The 16,192-nt window shown below is 75.0% G+C and carries 12 protein-coding genes; 8 read left to right on the top strand and 4 right to left on the bottom strand.

The window, feature by feature from the left end:
- Positions 1 to 317: 317 nt before the first annotated feature.
- Together GTY84_RS10325 and GTY84_RS10320 are read left to right on the top strand one after the other, a co-directional pair.
- Entirely contained in the window at positions 318 to 920 is a 603-nt protein-coding gene (locus GTY84_RS10325) for a hypothetical protein (protein WP_161225852.1), read from the top strand.
- Positions 921 to 1,047: 127 nt separating this feature from the next.
- Entirely contained in the window at positions 1,048 to 1,935 is an 888-nt protein-coding gene (locus GTY84_RS10320) for an endonuclease (protein WP_161225851.1), read from the top strand.
- A gap of 153 nt (positions 1,936 to 2,088) precedes the next feature.
- Here the strand turns inward: GTY84_RS10320 and speB are convergent, their stop codons facing one another.
- Positions 2,089 to 3,060 carry an agmatinase gene (gene speB, locus GTY84_RS10315; protein ID WP_161225850.1) on the bottom strand — a complete coding sequence of 324 codons (972 nt, stop codon included), beginning with the start codon at positions 3,058 to 3,060 and terminating at the stop codon, positions 2,089 to 2,091.
- A gap of 163 nt (positions 3,061 to 3,223) precedes the next feature.
- Between speB and GTY84_RS10310 the strand changes: the two genes are divergently transcribed.
- Positions 3,224 to 5,110 (top strand): PucR family transcriptional regulator, encoded by a 1,887-nt coding sequence (locus GTY84_RS10310; protein ID WP_161225849.1) that lies wholly within the window; start codon positions 3,224 to 3,226, stop codon positions 5,108 to 5,110.
- Between the two features lie 83 nt (positions 5,111 to 5,193).
- Positions 5,194 to 5,985 carry a phosphatase gene (locus GTY84_RS10305; RefSeq protein WP_161225848.1) on the top strand — a complete coding sequence of 264 codons (792 nt, stop codon included), beginning with the start codon at positions 5,194 to 5,196 and terminating at the stop codon, positions 5,983 to 5,985.
- A gap of 172 nt (positions 5,986 to 6,157) precedes the next feature.
- On the opposite strand, the gene GTY84_RS10300 is transcribed toward GTY84_RS10305, so the two are convergent.
- Both GTY84_RS10300 and GTY84_RS10295 read right to left on the bottom strand, forming a co-directional pair.
- Positions 6,158 to 7,315 carry an acyl-CoA dehydrogenase family protein gene (locus tag GTY84_RS10300; RefSeq protein ID WP_161225847.1) on the bottom strand — a complete coding sequence of 386 codons (1,158 nt, stop codon included), beginning with the start codon at positions 7,313 to 7,315 and terminating at the stop codon, positions 6,158 to 6,160.
- Between the two features lie 383 nt (positions 7,316 to 7,698).
- Positions 7,699 to 8,328, bottom strand: coding sequence for a TetR/AcrR family transcriptional regulator (locus GTY84_RS10295; protein WP_161225846.1), 630 nt, complete (start codon positions 8,326 to 8,328; stop codon positions 7,699 to 7,701).
- Positions 8,329 to 8,424: 96 nt separating this feature from the next.
- On the opposite strand from GTY84_RS10295, the gene GTY84_RS10290 reads away from it, so the two are divergent.
- The 4 genes from GTY84_RS10290 to GTY84_RS10275 are packed head-to-tail and all read left to right on the top strand — an operon-like array spanning position 8,425 to position 14,336.
- Positions 8,425 to 10,041 (top strand): carboxyl transferase domain-containing protein, encoded by a 1,617-nt coding sequence (locus GTY84_RS10290; RefSeq protein ID WP_161225845.1) that lies wholly within the window; start codon positions 8,425 to 8,427, stop codon positions 10,039 to 10,041.
- Between the two features lie 32 nt (positions 10,042 to 10,073).
- On the top strand, positions 10,074 to 12,215 hold the full coding sequence (locus tag GTY84_RS10285; protein ID WP_161225971.1) for a biotin carboxylase N-terminal domain-containing protein: 2,142 nt from the start codon (positions 10,074 to 10,076) through the stop codon (positions 12,213 to 12,215).
- Complete coding sequence (locus GTY84_RS10280) at positions 12,212 to 13,171, top strand: hydroxymethylglutaryl-CoA lyase (protein ID WP_161225844.1); 960 nt, start codon at positions 12,212 to 12,214, stop codon at positions 13,169 to 13,171. The genes GTY84_RS10285 and GTY84_RS10280 overlap by 4 nt, the downstream gene beginning before the upstream one ends.
- Before the next feature lie 4 nt (positions 13,172 to 13,175).
- Positions 13,176 to 14,336, top strand: coding sequence for an acyl-CoA dehydrogenase family protein (locus GTY84_RS10275; RefSeq protein ID WP_161225843.1), 1,161 nt, complete (start codon positions 13,176 to 13,178; stop codon positions 14,334 to 14,336).
- A gap of 138 nt (positions 14,337 to 14,474) precedes the next feature.
- Here GTY84_RS10275 and GTY84_RS10270 read toward each other — a convergent pair whose 3' ends face one another.
- Positions 14,475 to 16,112 (bottom strand): beta-N-acetylhexosaminidase, encoded by a 1,638-nt coding sequence (locus tag GTY84_RS10270; protein ID WP_161225842.1) that lies wholly within the window; start codon positions 16,110 to 16,112, stop codon positions 14,475 to 14,477.
- Positions 16,113 to 16,192: the final 80 nt, after the last annotated feature.

The following is a 16,192-nucleotide window of genomic DNA, read 5'->3' as shown; positions in this document are numbered from 1 at the left end:
CAACACCCGCGACCGGCCATTTCATCCCGCTGTAACAATTCGCGGCGGTGTGACGGCGGCGGCGGAGGCGTGGTGGCCGGGAAGGCGCTCACGCCGCCGCCGTTCCGGGACCCGGGTCCCCTCGGACACGCGCCTCGGTCGTGCCTGCCGCCCGGGGCACGGCAGGGGGAGCCCCGCGGTGTCCGCGTGGGCCGGGTCCCCCATGGGCGGTTTTTTCGGTGGACACTCATGGCACATTCGTTCATTCACCGCTCATTTGAGTGACACGTGGGCATTTCGCCTCCATCTGCCCACACATTTTTGTCCAGCATGGGCCCATGACCCCTGGAGACCTCCGGAACCCCCATGGCACCGGCCATGTGATCGACACGGTGCGCGCGCTGATGCGCACCGGGGGCCTGGGGGTGTCCCTGGCGGCCGTCGCCCGCGCCTCCGGGACCTCGCGCGGCTTCCTCTACGCCAACTGGAAGTCGGCGTCCGCGCTGCACGTCCGGGCACTCCGGGCCGAACTCGGCCAGGTCTTCGACACCGCGCGCCGCACCCGTCCCTCCGACGGCACCGTGCCGGGCATCGTCTCCCATCTGACGGAGGCCGTGCGGCTGGTCCGGCGCCATCCGACGACGGCGGCGGTCGCCCGCACCCACCCCACGGCCCTCCTGTCCTCCCACACGGCGCTGGACGGCCCCGTCCTGCGGACCGCGGCCGGGCTGATCGGCGACCTGCTGCACCCCCTCGCACCGCACGGTGGCGTCTGGAGCGATCCCCGGCTGGACTCCAGGCCGTGGAAGCTGCTGTGGATCGCCCGGCCCGCGGCCCTGTGCCCCGGGGCCGTCGGCGACCCCGCGCGGGAGGAGGCGCTCGACGGCCTCTTCGGGGAGTTGGCGCTCGACCTGCTCGCGCCCTGGGCCGACCGGGAGTAGCCCGGCCCCGTACCGCCGGACATCGGCCAATTCGTCACGCAATCATCACTGTCCGTACATCATCACGCCCGCATGTCCATGTCACGATCGCGATACCGCACTCAACTCGCGTAGATCGGACATCCACATGCTCGCGATACGCACAGTCAAGGACTCGTGCCGTCGGCCGGTCAGGGCGTTCGGCACGGCGGCCGTGCTCGCCGGCCTCCTCGCCACCCCCCTGGCCGCCGCTCCCGCCACGGCCGCCGCCCCGATCACGCCGCCGGCCACGGCCACCGGGGCCACCGCGGTCGCGGCGGCCCCGGGCGCCCTCGGCGCCGCGGTGTCCTACGACGACACGTACTACAGGGACGCGATCGGAAAGACCGGCGCCGGTCTCAGGTCCGCGCTCCACACGATCATCGGCTCCCAGACGAAGCTGTCGTACGCGGCGGTCTGGAACGCCCTCAAGGACACCGACCAGGACCCGGCCAACAGCGGCAACGTGATCCTGCTCTACTCGGGCGTCTCGCGCGGCAAGTCCCGCAACGGCGGAGCGACCGGGGACTGGAACCGGGAGCACGTGTGGGCCAAGTCCCACGGCGACTTCGGCACCTCCACGGGCCCGGGCACCGACCTGCACCATCTGCGTCCCGAGGACGTCCAGGTCAACGGCGTCCGTGGGAACAAGGACTTCGACAACGGCGGCAGCGCCGTGGCGAACGGCGGGGGCAGCCGCACCGACGCCGACTCCTTCGAGCCCCGTGACGCCGTGAAGGGCGACGTGGCCCGCATGGTCTTCTACATGGCGGTCCGCTACGAGGGGGACGACGGCAGGCCCGACCTGGAGGTCAACGGACAGGTCGGCAACGGCAGCAGCCCGTACATGGGGCGGCTGGACGTGCTCAGGGCGTGGAACGAGCTGGACCCGCCGGACGCCTTCGAGAAGCGCCGCAACCAGGTCATCTACGACTCCTACCAGCACAACCGCAACCCGTTCGTCGACCACCCGGAGTGGGTGAGGGCGATCTGGTAGCGGCGGGGGCGGCGCCCGCCGGTCACCCGCCCGGTGGGGGCGCCGAGCGGCCGGGGCCGCCACGACGAGGTCCGTGCCGCCGCGGCCGGGGCGGGGCGGAGGCAGCCCCGGTCCGGGCGGCGGCGGGGCGCGGGACCCGGTCGTGGCCGTGGGTCACCGCGCGGACTTCTCCCGGGCGACGCGGCGGGACATGAGGGTGGTCAGTTCGTAGGCGGTGTGGGAGGCGGCCACCGCGGTGATCTCGGCGTGGTCGTAGGCGGGGGCCACCTCGACGATGTCGGCGGAGACCACGTTGCAGGAGGAGAGCCCGCGCAGGATCTCCAGCAGTTCGCGGGAGGTCATGCCGCCCGCCTCGGGGGTACCGGTGCCGGGGGCGTGGGCGGGGTCGAGGCAGTCGATGTCGATGGAGATGTAGAGGGGGCGGTCGCCGACGCGCTGGCGGAGCTGGTCGGCGACCTCGTCGGCGCCGCGCCGGTAGACGTCGGCGGAGGTGACGATGCCGAAGCCCATCTTCTCGTCGTCGGTGAGGTCCTGCTTGCCGTAGAGGGGGCCGCGGGTGCCGACGTGGGAGAGGGCGGAGGTGTCGAGGACGCCTTCCTCGACCGCGCGGCGGAAGGGGGTGCCGTGGGTGTACTCGGCGCCGAAGTAGGTGTCCCAGGTGTCGAGGTGGGCGTCGAAGTGGAGCAGGGCGACGGGGCCGTGCTTCCTGGCGACGGAGCGCAGCAGCGGCAGGGCGATGGTGTGGTCGCCGCCGAGGGTCATCAGGCGGGCGCCCGTGCCGAGGAGTTCGTCGGCAGCGGCTTCGACGGTCTCCACGGCCTCGTGGATGTCGAAGGGGTTGACGGCGATGTCGCCGCCGTCCGCGACCTGGGCGAGGGCGAAGGGGGAGGCGTCCTGGGCCGGGTTGTAGGGGCGCAGGAGGCGGGAGGCCTCGCGTACGGCGTTGCCGCCGAAGCGGGCGCCGGGCCGGTAGGAGACGCCGGAGTCGAAGGGGACGCCCACGACGGCGATGTCGGCGGTGCCGACCTCGTCCAGCCGGGGCAGCCGGGCGAAGGTGGCGGGACCGGCGTAGCGCGGGACGCGGGAGGAGTCGACGGGGCCGCGGGGGGTCTCGTGGGGGGTCATGCGCTGCCTTCCTTCTGACGCTTCGCCGCGTGTGTCCTGCTGCCGTGCGGCCTCGGCGGTGGGCCGGAACGGCGGTTCCGGACCGACCCTAGGCGGCCGGGCGAGGGCCGCGAAGTGTATGTTTCCTCCACCATTCATCAGCGTAAGGGAGGAATCATCCATCATGTCGGCATCGGTCGGGCCGCAGGGCCCTCCCGCCTCCCCGGTGTCCCTGGCGGACCTGCTGGCCCGTGACGAGCTGGAGCTGCGGCGGCTCGCCGGGCCGCCGGCCGCCGGGGTGGCGCTGCACGGGGCGCACGCCTCCGAGATGGCCGACCCCGGCCCCTACCTGCTGGGCGGGGAGCTGCTGCTGACGGCCGGCGTCTGGGTGCCGTCGGCGGGGGACGTGGGCGCGGCCTGCGCACAGTACGTGGCCCGGGTGGTCGCGGCGGGCGGGGCGGCGCTCGGCTTCGGGGTGACCCCGGTGCACGACGAGGTGCCGGAAGCTCTGGTGGCGGCCTGTGCGGAGCGGGGGCTGCCGCTGGTGGAGGTGCCGCCGGGGACGACGTTCTCGGGGGTGGCGCGCGCGGTGGGACGGTTGATGACCCGGGCCGGGCTGGCGGAGGTGCGCCGGGTCGCGGAGGCGCAGCGGAGCCTGGCGGTGGCGGCGTCCCGCCCGGACCCGGTGTCCGCGGTGCTGCGGCGCCTCGCCTCGCTCCTGGACGGCCGGGCCGTCCTGTACTCGCCGGAGGGCGTCCCGCTGGCCTCGGCGGGGCGCGGTCCGGCTCCGGGGGCCGGGGCGGACGGCGCCCGGCGGCCCGGGCGGGCGGCGGACGAGGCGGAGACGGCTGAGACGGCGACGACGCCCGGGACGGGGGACGCGGCGGGCCGGACCGCCGGGCGGCCCGGGTCCCACGGCGCTTCGGGCCCGGCGTCCGACGGGTCCGGGGACGGCGGGGCGGACGGGGACGGCGGGGCGGACGGGGACGGTGAAGACGGCGGGGACGCCGTGGGGCGCGCGCTGGCGGCGCTGGTGCGGCGGGTGGCGGACGGGGCGGTGTCGACCGCGTCCGACGGGGTCGCGGGCGCGCGGCTCGCCGCGTACGGGCTCGGCGCGGGGCAGGGGGGCGTGCTCGGGGTCGTGGTGCCGGGGCGGGGGCCAGGGTCCGTGGCGGCTCCGCGGCGGGAGCCGGGGGACCACGCGCTCGCCTCGGTCGCCGCCGTCCTGCTCTCCCTGCTGACGGGACCGGCGGGCGAGCGGTTCGGCGGGACGGGCGGGGCCTCGTCGTCGGCGCTGGTGCGGCTGCTGCTGGGGGCGCGGCCCGAAGAGGTGGCGCCGCTGCTCGACGGCGGGGTGGACGGGGACTGGTACGTGGTGCACGCCCGGGCGGACGCGGGGGACGCGGGCCCGGTGCCGGCGGCGGCGCTGGGGGCCGCCCTGGGGACGTCCCTCGTGGACCCGGCCGGTGAGGTCGTACGGCTGCTGGTCCCGGCCCGCGGGGCCGGACGGCAGGGGGCCGGAGGGCAGGGTCCGGCCGCCGCCCGGGAAACCGGCACCGGGGCCGCCGCGGAGCCCGACCCGTCCGGCGCCACCGCATCCTCCGGCACGCCCGCGCCCTCCGGCGCCCCCGGCACGCCCGCCGCCCCCGGTGCCCCCGAGGGGCCGTCGGCCCGGCCGGGCTGGACGCTGGGCGTCAGCGCGCCCGTGACGGCGCGGGACTGGGCGGCGGGCGACGTACAGGCCGGGCGGGCGCTGGCACGGGCGAGGGCCGGGCGGACGGCGGTGGTCCGGCACACCGGGCGGACCGGTCTGGCCGGGCTGGTCCCGGACGACGAGGCGGAGGCGTACGCCCGCGCACTGCTCGCCCCGCTGGAGGCCTTCCCCACGCTGGTCGAGACGCTGCGCGCCTGGCTGTCGCTGCACGGGAGCTGGGACCGCACGGCCGTGGCCCTGTCCGTGCACCGCAACACCGTGCGGCAGCGCGTGGCCCGCTGCGCGGCGCTGCTCGGCGCGGACCTGGACGACATGGACGTCCGTACGGAGCTGTGGTTCGCGCTGCGCCGACGGTGAGCGGGGCGCCGGGCCGGGCGGGCGCCCGTCACGGCCTGTGGCATGCCCGGGACCGGCGCGCCCCGCTGCCCCACAATGGAGCCATGCCGATACCCGGGACACCCAGCCGCGCCGAACTCACCGAGCACCTCGTCAGAACACGTATCGCGGGCGACGTCGCCACTCCCCGCGAGAACAACCTCGACCATTACCGCAGGCTGGCGAACGGCGACCGCAACTTCTGGTTCGGCCTGGAGCTGGGCGGGCGCTGGAGCGACGAGCAGGACGTGCTCGCCGTGATGGCGGAGCGGGTCGGCGTCAACGACGACCCGGAGTACCGGTACGGGCAGGACACCATCGACCCGGAGCTGACCGTGGCCGCCCTGGAGCGGATGGCGGCGCGGCTGCGCAAGGCGGCGGACGGCGGGCAGCGGGTGCTGTTCGCCACCGGGCACCCGGGCGGGCTGCTGGACGTGCACCGGGCGACGGCGGCGGCGCTGCGGGCCGCGGGCTGCGAGATCGTGGTGATCCCGGAGGGGCTGACGACGGAGGAGGGGTATGTGCAGCAGTTCGCGGACGTGGCGGTGCTGGAGCACGGCGCCTCGCTGTGGCACACCCACTCCGGCGCCCCGATGAAGGCCGTGCTGACCGGGCTGGAGCGGGCCGGGCGCCCGCTGCCGGACCTGGTGGTCGCCGACCACGGCTGGGCGGGGTGCGCGGCCCAGCACGGCGTCGACTCCGTCGGCTACGCGGACTGCAACGACCCGGCGCTCTTCGTGGCCGAGTCGGAGGGCACCCTCCAGGTGGCGGTGCCGCTGGACGACCATGTGGTGAGCCCCCGCCACTACGACCCGATGACGGCGTTCCTGCTGACGGAGGCGGGACTGACGGCGTAGCCCCCGGGCCGGTCGGGGCCGGGGCGCCGGCGCTTCCGTCCCCGAGGCCCGCGGGGGCGCCCGCCGGGCGGCGGCACCGGTCGGTGTCCGTTCGGTGGGCGCCTCCCGGCGCCTCCCCGTACGGGGAGGCGAGCGGCGGCTGCCCCCGGACGGGGCGCTCATGCCCCGCCGGTCACAGCCCCATGTCCTTGGCGATGATCATCTTCATGACCTCGCTGGTGCCGCCGTAGATGCGGTTGACGCGGTTGTCGGCGTACAGACGGGCGATGGGGTACTCGTTCATGTAGCCGTAGCCGCCGTGGAGCTGGAGGCAGCGGTCGATGACGCGGTGGGCCACCTCGGTGCAGAAGAGCTTGGCCCCGGCGGCCTCTGCGGCGGTCAGCTCCCCGGCGTCCAGGGCCTCCAGGGCGCGGTCGGCGACGGCCTGGGCGGCGTCCACCTCGGCCTTGCAGGCGGCGAGTTCGAACTTGGTGTTCTGGAAGTCGGCGACGGTCCGGCCGAAGACGGTGCGCTCCCGCACGTACTCCTGGGTGAACCGGACGGCGGCGGCGGCCTGGGCGTAGGCGTTGAAGGCGATGCCCCAGCGCTCGGAGGGGAGGTTGGCGCCGAGGTAGTGGAAGCCCCGGTTCTCCTCCCCGAGGAGGTCCTCCACGGGGACCTTGACGTCGGAGAAGGCCAGTTCGGCGGTGTCGGAGGTGCGCAGGCCCAGCTTGTCGAGCTTGCGGCCGACGGAGTAGCCCTCGGAGCGGGTGTCGACGGCGAGGAGGGAGATGCCGTGGCGGCGGTCCCCGGAGGTGGGGGCGGCGGTGCGGGCGCAGACGATGACCCGGTCGGCGTGGACGCCGCCGGTGATGAAGGTCTTGGCGCCGTTGAGGACGTAGTGGGTGCCGTCCTCGGAGAGCCGGGCGGTGGACCTCATGCCGGCGAGGTCGGAGCCGGTGCCGGGCTCGGTCATCGCGATGGCCCACATGTCCTCGCCGGTGACGAACCGGGGCAGGAAGCGCCGCTTCTGCTCGTCGGTGGCGAGGGACTTGAGGTAGGGCAGGCCGAGCAGCACATGGACGCCGGAGCCGCCGAAGGACACGCCCGCGCGGGCGGTCTCCTCGTACTGGACGGCCTCGAACGTGTGGGAGTCGAGTCCGGCGCCGCCGTACTCCTCGGGCACGTTGATGCCGAAGAGGCCGAGTCCGGCGAGCCGGCGGTAGAACTCGCGGGGGACCTGGCCGGCGGCGAACCACGCGTCGTGGACGGGGACGACCTCGGCCTCGATGAAGGCGCGGAGGGTCTCCCGGAACGCCTCGTGGTCCTCGTTGAACACCGTACGGCGCACGGCGCCACCTCCAGGGTACGTGTCTAAGCGCTTGCTCAGACCCACGGTACCGGCGGGTAGCGCCACAGGTCCAGGGCGGACGGGGCTCGACGGCGCCCTCCCCCACCGGACGGCGGACGCGGGACGCGGGACGCGGGNCGCGGGACGCGGGACGCGGGACGCGGGACGCGGGACGCGGGACGCGGGACGCGGGAGCCGGAGCCCGGGACATAGGGCCCAGGGCACGGAGCCCGGACCAAGGGACCCGGGACACGGAGCCCGGACCGAGGGACCCGGGACGCAAGGCCCGGAGCCCGGACCGAGGGACGCGGGACGCGGGACGCGGGACGCGGGACGCGGGACGCGGGACGCGGGACGCGGGACGCCGGACGCCGGACGCGGGCTCAGCCCTCGGCGACCGCCGCGAACGCCCCCCGCGCCATCCGGTGCAGCAGCGCCGCCGTCGCCTCGCGCCCCGGCAGGGACACGGAGCCGCCCAGGTGCGGGGTGGAGTTCAGCAGGCCGAAGACGGAGTGGACGGCGGACCGGGCGGACGGCTCGGCGACCTCCGGGTAGACCTCGCGGACCACCCCCACCCACAGCTCCACGTACTGCCGCTGGAGCTGGCGCACCAGCTTGCGGTCGGTGTCCCGGAGGCGGTCCAGCTCCCGGTCGTGCAGGGTGATGAGCGGACGGTCGTCGAGCGCGAAGTCGATGTGCCCCTCGATGAGCGAGTCGAGGACCTCCCCGGGTCCCGGCCGGGCGCCGGCGCCCGGACCGGAGCCGGCCGCCCCCTCGGCCTCGGCCAGGCGCCGCTTCGCGCCGGTGAGGAGCTGACCGCTGATGCCGACCAGCAGCTCGGCGAGCATCGCGTCCTTGCCGGGGAAGTGGCGGTACAGGCCGGGGCCGCTGATGCCGACCGCGGCGCCTATCTCGTCCACCCCGACCCCGTGGAACCCGCGCTCGGCGAAGAGCCGCGCGGCCTCCTTGAGGATCTGCTCGCGGCGGGTCGGGGCGTCGGTTCTGGTGGCCATGGGTCCGATTCTAGACAGGGAGGTTAGCGCTCGTTAACCTGAGGGAAAGGGGTTAACGCTCATTAACAGGTGACCACTGGGTGAGGGGACCGCAGGATGCACGAGGCACCGGAGCTCACGAGCGCGGCCGATCCCGCGTCGGAGGCCTTTCGGGCCAACGAGGAGGCGCACCGCGTCCTCGTGGAGGAGCTGCGCGCCAGGCTCGCGACGGCCCGGCTCGGCGGCGGGGAGCGGGCGCGGGCCCGGCACACCGCGCGCGGCAAGCTGCTGCCGCGCGACCGCGTCGACACCCTGCTCGACCCGGGCTCGCCCTTCCTGGAGCTGGCGCCGCTCGCGGCCGACGGGCTGTACGACGGGCAGGCGCCCGCGGCGGGGGTCATCGCCGGGATCGGGCGGGTCAGCGGCCGTGAGTGCGTGATCGTCGCCAACGACGCCACGGTCAAGGGCGGCACCTACTACCCGATGACGGTGAAGAAGCACCTGCGGGCCCAGGAGGTGGCGCTGGAGAACCGGCTGCCGTGCCTCTACCTGGTGGACTCCGGGGGCGCGTTCCTGCCGATGCAGGACGAGGTGTTCCCGGACCGGGAGCACTTCGGGCGGATTTTCTACAACCAGGCCCGGATGTCGGGCGCCGGGATCGCGCAGATCGCCGCGGTCCTCGGCTCCTGCACGGCGGGCGGCGCGTACGTCCCGGCGATGAGCGACGAGGCGGTGATCGTCCGCGGCCAGGGGACGATCTTCCTGGGCGGTCCGCCGCTGGTGAAGGCGGCCACCGGCGAGGTGGTGACGGCCGAGGAGCTGGGCGGCGGCGAGGTGCACTCCCGGGTCTCGGGCGTCACCGACCACCTCGCGGAGGACGACGCGCACGCCCTGCGCATCGTGCGGAACATCGTGGGCACGCTGCCCGCGCGCGGGGCGCTGCCCTGGGAGGTGCGGCCCGCCGCCCCGCCGAAGGCCGACCCGCAGGGGCTGTACGGGGTGGTGCCGGTGGACTCGCGCACCCCCTACGACGTGCGGGAGGTCATCGCGCGGGTGGTGGACGGCTCGCGGTTCGCGGAGTTCAAGGCGGAGTTCGGGCAGACCCTCGTCACCGGTTTCGCCCGGATCCACGGCCACCCGGTCGGCATCGTCGCCAACAACGGCATCCTGTTCTCCGAGTCGGCCCAGAAGGGCGCGCACTTCGTGGAGCTGTGCGACCAGCGCGGCATCCCGCTGGTGTTCCTGCAGAACATCTCGGGCTTCATGGTCGGCCGGGACTACGAGGCGGGCGGCATCGCCAAGCACGGCGCCAAGATGGTGACGGCGGTGGCCTGCACCCGGGTGCCGAAGCTGACGGTGGTGGTCGGCGGGTCGTACGGGGCGGGCAACTACTCGATGTGCGGGCGGGCGTACTCGCCCCGGTTCCTGTGGATGTGGCCCAACGCCAAGATCTCCGTGATGGGCGGCGAGCAGGCGGCGTCCGTGCTGGCCACGGTGAAGCGGGACCAGCTGGAGGGCCGGGGCGAGGAGTGGTCCGCGGAGGCGGAGGAGGCGTTCAGGGCGCCGGTCCGCGCCCAGTACGAGCGCCAGGGCAGCGCCTACTACGCGACCGCCCGGCTGTGGGACGACGGGATCATCGAGCCCGCCGACACCCGCCGGGTGCTGGGGCTGGCCCTGACCGCCTGTGCCAACGCGCCGCTGGGCGACCCCCAGTTCGGCGTCTTCCGGATGTGAGGAGGGGACCCATGGGACACCCCAGCGGTCCGATGTTCGACACGGTGCTCGTCGCCAACCGGGGCGAGATCGCCGTGCGTGTGATCAGGACGCTGCGCGCGATGGGCGTGCGCTCGGTGGCGGTCTTCTCCGACGCCGACGCGGACGCCCGGCACGTGCGGGAGGCCGACACGGCGGTGCGGATCGGCCCGCCCGCGGCGGCGGAGAGCTATCTGCGCGCCGACCGGCTGCTGGAGGCCGCCGCCCGGACCGGTGCGCGGGCCGTGCACCCGGGGTACGGCTTCCTGGCGGAGAACGCGGACTTCGCGCGGGCCTGCGAGGAGGCGGGGCTGGCCTTCATCGGCCCGCCGGCCGCGGCCATCGCCCTGATGGGCGACAAGATCCGGGCCAAGGAGACGGTGCGGGCGGCCGGGGTGCCGGTGGTGCCCGGCTCCAGCGGCAGCGGCCTGAGCGACGCGGAACTGGCCGACGCGGCCCGCGGGATCGGGATGCCGGTGCTGCTGAAGCCGTCGGCGGGCGGCGGCGGCAAGGGCATGCGGCTGGTGCGGGACGCCGCCGCGCTCGGGGACGAGATCGCCGCGGCCCGCCGCGAGGCCCGCGCCTCCTTCGGTGACGACACGCTGCTCGTCGAGCGGTGGATCGACCGGCCCCGGCACATCGAGATCCAGGTCCTCGCGGACGGCCACGGCGGGGTGGTGCACCTGGGCGAGCGCGAGTGCTCGCTCCAGCGCCGGCACCAGAAGCTCGTCGAGGAGGCGCCCAGCGTGCTCCTGGACCCGGCGACCCGGGCGGCGATGGGCGGGGCGGCGGTGCAGGCGGCCCGCTCCTGCGGCTACCGGGGCGCGGGCACGGTGGAGTTCATCGTGCCGGGCGGCGACCCGTCCCGGTACTACTTCATGGAGATGAACACCCGCCTCCAGGTCGAGCACCCGGTGACGGAGCTGGTCACGGGCCTGGACCTGGTGGAGTGGCAGCTCCGGGTGGCGGCGGGCGAGCCGCTCGGGTTCGCCCAGGAGGACGTCCGGCTGACCGGGCACGCGGTCGAGGCGCGGCTGTGCGCGGAGACGGTGTCGGTGCGCGAGGGCGCCCGCGGCTTCCTGCCGTCCGGCGGCACGGTGCTGCGGCTCGGCGAACCGCGGGGCGAGGGGGTGCGCACCGACTCGGGGCTGAGCGAGGGCACCGAGGTCGGCAGCCTCTACGACCCGATGCTGTCCAAGGTGATCGCCCACGGCCCCGACCGGGCGACCGCGCTGCGCAGGCTGCGGGCGGCGCTGGCGCACACGGTGACGCTGGGCGTGCCGACCAACGCCGGCTTCCTGCGGCGGCTGCTCGCCCATCCGGCGGTGGTGGCGGGCGAGCTGGACACGGGGCTCGTCGAGCGGGACGTGGACGCGCTGGTGCCGGACGGGGTCCCCGAGGAGGTGTACGCGGCGGCGGCCCTGCTGCGCCAGGCGGCACTGGCGCCCGCCGGGGAGACGGGCGGATGGGCCGATCCGTTCGCCGCCGGGGACGGCTGGCGGCTGGGCGCGGAGCCGGCGTGGACGGCGCACCCGCTGCGGGTGCCGGGCCACGATCCGGTCACCGTGCGGGTGCGCCGGACGCGGGACGGGGGCACGGAGCTGCTGCCCGACGGCGCGCCGGAGCCGCTGAGCGCGTCGGAGATCACGCCGCTGCCCGGCGGCGACGGGTACGCCTTCCGGCTCGACGGCGTGGCCCACACGTTCGCGGCGCTGCCGGACGGCACCTGGCTCGCCCGGGACGGCGACTCCTGGGAGGTGCGCGACCACGACCCGGTCGCCGCGTCGCTCGGCCGGGCCGCCCACGCGGGCGCCGACTCGCTGACCGCGCCGATGCCGGGCACGGTGACGGTGGTGAAGGTCGCCGTCGGCGACGAGGTCGCGGCGGGGCAGAGCCTGCTGGTGGTGGAGGCGATGAAGATGGAGCACGTGATCTCCGCCCCGCACGCCGGGACGGTCGCGGAGCTGGACGTGGCGCCGGGCACGACGGTGGCGATGGACCAGGTACTGGCGGTCATCGCCCCGGTGGCCCCGGCCGCCCCGGACGACGGCCCGGCGGACCCGGCGGCACGAGCCGTACCGGCGGTGCGGGCGGCACCGGTCGCACCGGCGCCGGAGGCGGCGTCCCCCGGCACCCCCGAGAAGGAGACGGCATGAACGCGCCCGAGCCGGGCCTGCCCATGGCCGTGCCGGCAGAGGGCCTGCCCTCCCGCGTCCGCATCCACGAGGTCGGCGCCCGCGACGGCCTGCAGAACGAGAAGGCGGTCGTGCCGACGGCGGTGAAGGCGGAGTTCATCCGCCGTCTGGCGGCGACGGGGCTGACGACCGTGGAGGCGACCAGCTTCGTGCACCCCCGCTGGGTGCCCCAGCTCGCCGACGCGGAGCGGCTCTTCCCCGAGATCGCGGAGCTGCCCGTCGAGCTGCCGGTGCTGGTGCCCAACGAGCGGGGCCTGGACCGGGCCCTGGCGCTCGGCGCCCGCCGGGTCGCGGTGTTCGCCAGCGCCACGGAGTCCTTCGCCAAGGCCAACCTCAACCGCACCGTGGACGAGGCGCTGGCCATGTTCGCGCCGGTGGTGGCGCGCGCCAGGGACGCCGGCGGCCATGTCCGGGGCTATCTGTCGATGTGCTTCGGCGACCCCTGGGAGGGCCCCGTCCCCGTCGGGCAGGTGGTGACGGTGTCCCGGGCCCTGCTGGACATGGGGTGCGACGAGCTGAGCCTCGGCGACACCATCGGCGTGGCCACCCCGGGCCATGTCTCCGCGCTGCTGACGGCGCTCGCCGGGGCCGGGGTCCCGGTGGAGCGGACCGCCGTCCACTTCCACGACACCTACGGGCAGGCGCTGTCCAACACCCTGACCGCGCTGCGGCACGGCGTCACCACCGTCGACGCCTCCGCGGGCGGCCTCGGCGGCTGCCCCTACGCCAAGTCCGCCACCGGCAATCTCGCCACCGAGGACCTCGTGTGGATGCTGCGCGGCCTCGGCATCGACACCGGGGTGGACCTCGGCCGTCTGGTCGCCACGAGCGTCTGGATGGCCGCCCACCTGGGACGGCCGAGCCCGTCCCGCACCGTTCGCGCCCTCGCCCGCGCCGACTCCCACAAGGAGCAGTGACGACATGGACCACAAGCTCTCCCCCGAACTGGAGGAACTCCGCCGCACGGTGGAGGAGTTCGCCCACGACGTGGTGGCGCCCAAGATCGGTGACCACTACGAGCGGCACGAGTTCCCGTACGGGATCGTGCGCGAGATGGGCCGGATGGGCCTGTTCGGGCTGCCGTTCCCGGAGGAGTACGGCGGCATGGGCGGCGACTACCTGGCGCTCGGCATCGCCCTGGAGGAGCTGGCCCGGGTCGACTCGTCGGTGGCGATCACCCTGGAGGCGGGGGTCTCGCTGGGCGCGATGCCGCTGTACCTGTTCGGCACGGAGGAGCAGAAGCGGGAGTGGCTGCCCCGGCTGTGCTCCGGCGAGGTCCTGGGCGCGTTCGGCCTGACCGAGCCGGACGGCGGTTCGGACGCGGGCGCGACCCGGACGACGGCCCGGCTGGACGAGGCGTCGGGCGAGTGGGTGATCAACGGCACCAAGTGCTTCATCACCAACTCGGGCACGGACATCACCGGTCTGGTGACGGTCACGGCGGTGACCGGCCGCAAGCCCGACGGGCGCCCGCTGATCTCCGCCATCCTGGTGCCGTCCGGCACCCCGGGCTTCACGGTGGCGGCGCCGTACTCCAAGGTCGGCTGGAACGCCTCCGACACCCGGGAGCTGTCCTTCGCCGACGTGCGGGTCCCGGCGGCCAACCTGGTGGGCGAGACGGGCCGGGGCTACGCCCAGTTCCTCCGCATCCTGGACGAGGGCCGCATCGCCATCGCCGCGCTGGCCACGGGGCTGGCGCAGGGATGCGTGGACGAGTCGGTCCGCTACGCGAAGGAACGTCACGCCTTCGGCCGGCCCATCGGCGCCAACCAGGCCATCCAGTTCAAGATCGCGGACATGGAGATGAAGGCCCACACGTCCCGCCTGGCCTGGCGGGACGCGGCCTCCCGGCTGGTGGCGGGAGAGCCGTTCAAGAAGGAGGCGGCCCTGGCGAAGCTGTACTCCTCGACGATCGCGGTGGACAACGCCCGGGACGCCACCCAGATCCACGGCGGCTACGGCTTCATGAACGAGTACCCGGTCGCCCGCATGTGGCGGGACTCCAAGATCCTGGAGATCGGCGAGGGCACCAGCGAGGTCCAGCGCATGCTGATCGCCCGCGAACTGGGCCTGACCGGCTAGGAGGCCCGCCCCCCGCGCACGGGCCCGCCCCGTGGCACACCCGGGAGGCGGCGCCTCGCACACGGGGCGTTCCCGCCCGACGGGGGACCCGGCGCACACAAGCCGGTGCCCCCCGTCGCGTCGGCGGGCGGTCCGCCGTCAGTCGCGGGGCCAGGGCACCTGCGGGGCGGCGTGGTAGTCGATGCCCATGGCCTCCCAGCGGGGGCCCTGCGCGGCGAGCCGCACCTTGTAGGCGTCCCAGTCGTGGGTGGCGGCCGGGGACCAGCCGAGTTCCGCGATCCCGGGCAGCCTCGGGAAGGCCATGTACTCCAGTTCGCCGGGCTCGGAGAGGGTCTCCGTCCACAGCGGCGCCTCCACCCCGGTGACCGCGGAGGCGGGGACGTCCGGCAGGTAGTCCCCCGGGTCCCAGTCGTAGGCGCGGCGCACGTCCACCAGCGCGGCCCAGGACAGACCCAGCCGGGTGTCCTCGGTGTACTTCATGTCGAGGTAGGTCCGGTCGGCCGGGGACAGGATCAGCCCGGCGCCGTTCTTCACGGCCTCGGCGACCCGCGCCTTCTCGGGGTCGCCGGTGCGGTCCATCCCCCAGTACTGGATGAGGGCCCCCTTCGCGGGGGTGGCGCCGGACAACTGGTGCCAGGCGACGACGGTCTTGCCGTACTTCGCGACGAGGGGCTGCACCCGGTCCATGAAGGTCACGTAGTCGTCGTGGCTGGTGGAGTGCGCCTCGTCGCCGCCGATGTGCAGGTAGCGGCCCGGGGTGAGGGCGGCCAGTTCGCGCACCACGTCCTCGGCGAAGTCGTAGGTGACGTCCTTCCCGGCGCACAGCGAGCTGAAGCCGACCTTGATCCCGGTGTACAGCGGCGGGGCGACGTCGTCGCAGTTCAGCTCGGGGTAGGAGGCGAGGGCCGCGTTGGTGTGGCCCGGCATGTCGACCTCGGGGACGACCTCCAGATGGCGGGAGGCGGCATGGCGGACGATCTCCCGGTAGTCGGCCTTGGTGTAGAAGCCGCCGGCGCCGCCTCCGACGGCGGTGGAGCCGCCGTGGCTGGTCAGGCGGGGCCAGGAGTCGACGGCGATGCGCCAGCCCTGGTCGTCGCTGAGGTGCAGGTGCAGCTTGTTGATCTTGTAGAGGGCGAGCCGGTCGATGTACTCCTTGACGGTGTCGACGCCGAAGAAGTGCCGGGAGACGTCGAGCATGGCGCCGCGCCAGGCGTAGCGCGGGGTGTCCTCGATGGTGCCGCCGGCGACCCTCCAGGGACCGAGCTGGACGGTGTCCGCCTCGACGGTGCCGGGCAGGAGCTGGCGCAGGGTCTGGACGCCGTGGAAGAGCCCGGCGGGCTTGCCCGCGGTGACGACGACGCCGTCGGGTCCGCTGTCGAGCCGGTACCCCTCGGCGCCGTGGGGGCCGTCGGCCAGGCGCAGCCGGATGCCGCCGTAGCCCCGGTCGGTGATGGGGAGCCGGAAGCCGGTGGAGGGGCGCAGGACGTCCGCGAGGTACTCGGCGATCCGGAGCGTCTCGGGGTCGCCGTCGACGCGTATGTGGGTGCCCGGGGTGACGGTGTAGGGGCCGCCCGCGGGGCGGACGACGGCGGGCGCGGGTATCACCCGGTCCAGCGGGGTCAGGCCGGGGGGCCGGGGCGCGGGCGCGGCGTCGGCGGTGCCCCCGGTGGGCACCGCTCCGGTGGCGAGCGCCCCGGTCGCGGCCACGAGCAGCAGCGCGCCGAGGAGGCGGGACGTCCGGGGGGTCGTGTCGCGGCGCCGGAGAAGCGGGCTCACACGCACTCCCTTCACGAGAGGGGGAACGGATGGATCGGGACAGGGTGGAACGGGGTGGGGCGGGAGTGGCGGTGGCGGGC

The sequence above is a fragment of the Streptomyces sp. SID8352 genome (genome assembly GCF_009862265.1).
Lineage (GTDB): Bacteria > Actinomycetota > Actinomycetes > Streptomycetales > Streptomycetaceae > Streptomyces.
Note: the sequence above shows the minus strand (reverse complement) of the source record. Positions and strands in the feature narration are given on the sequence as shown.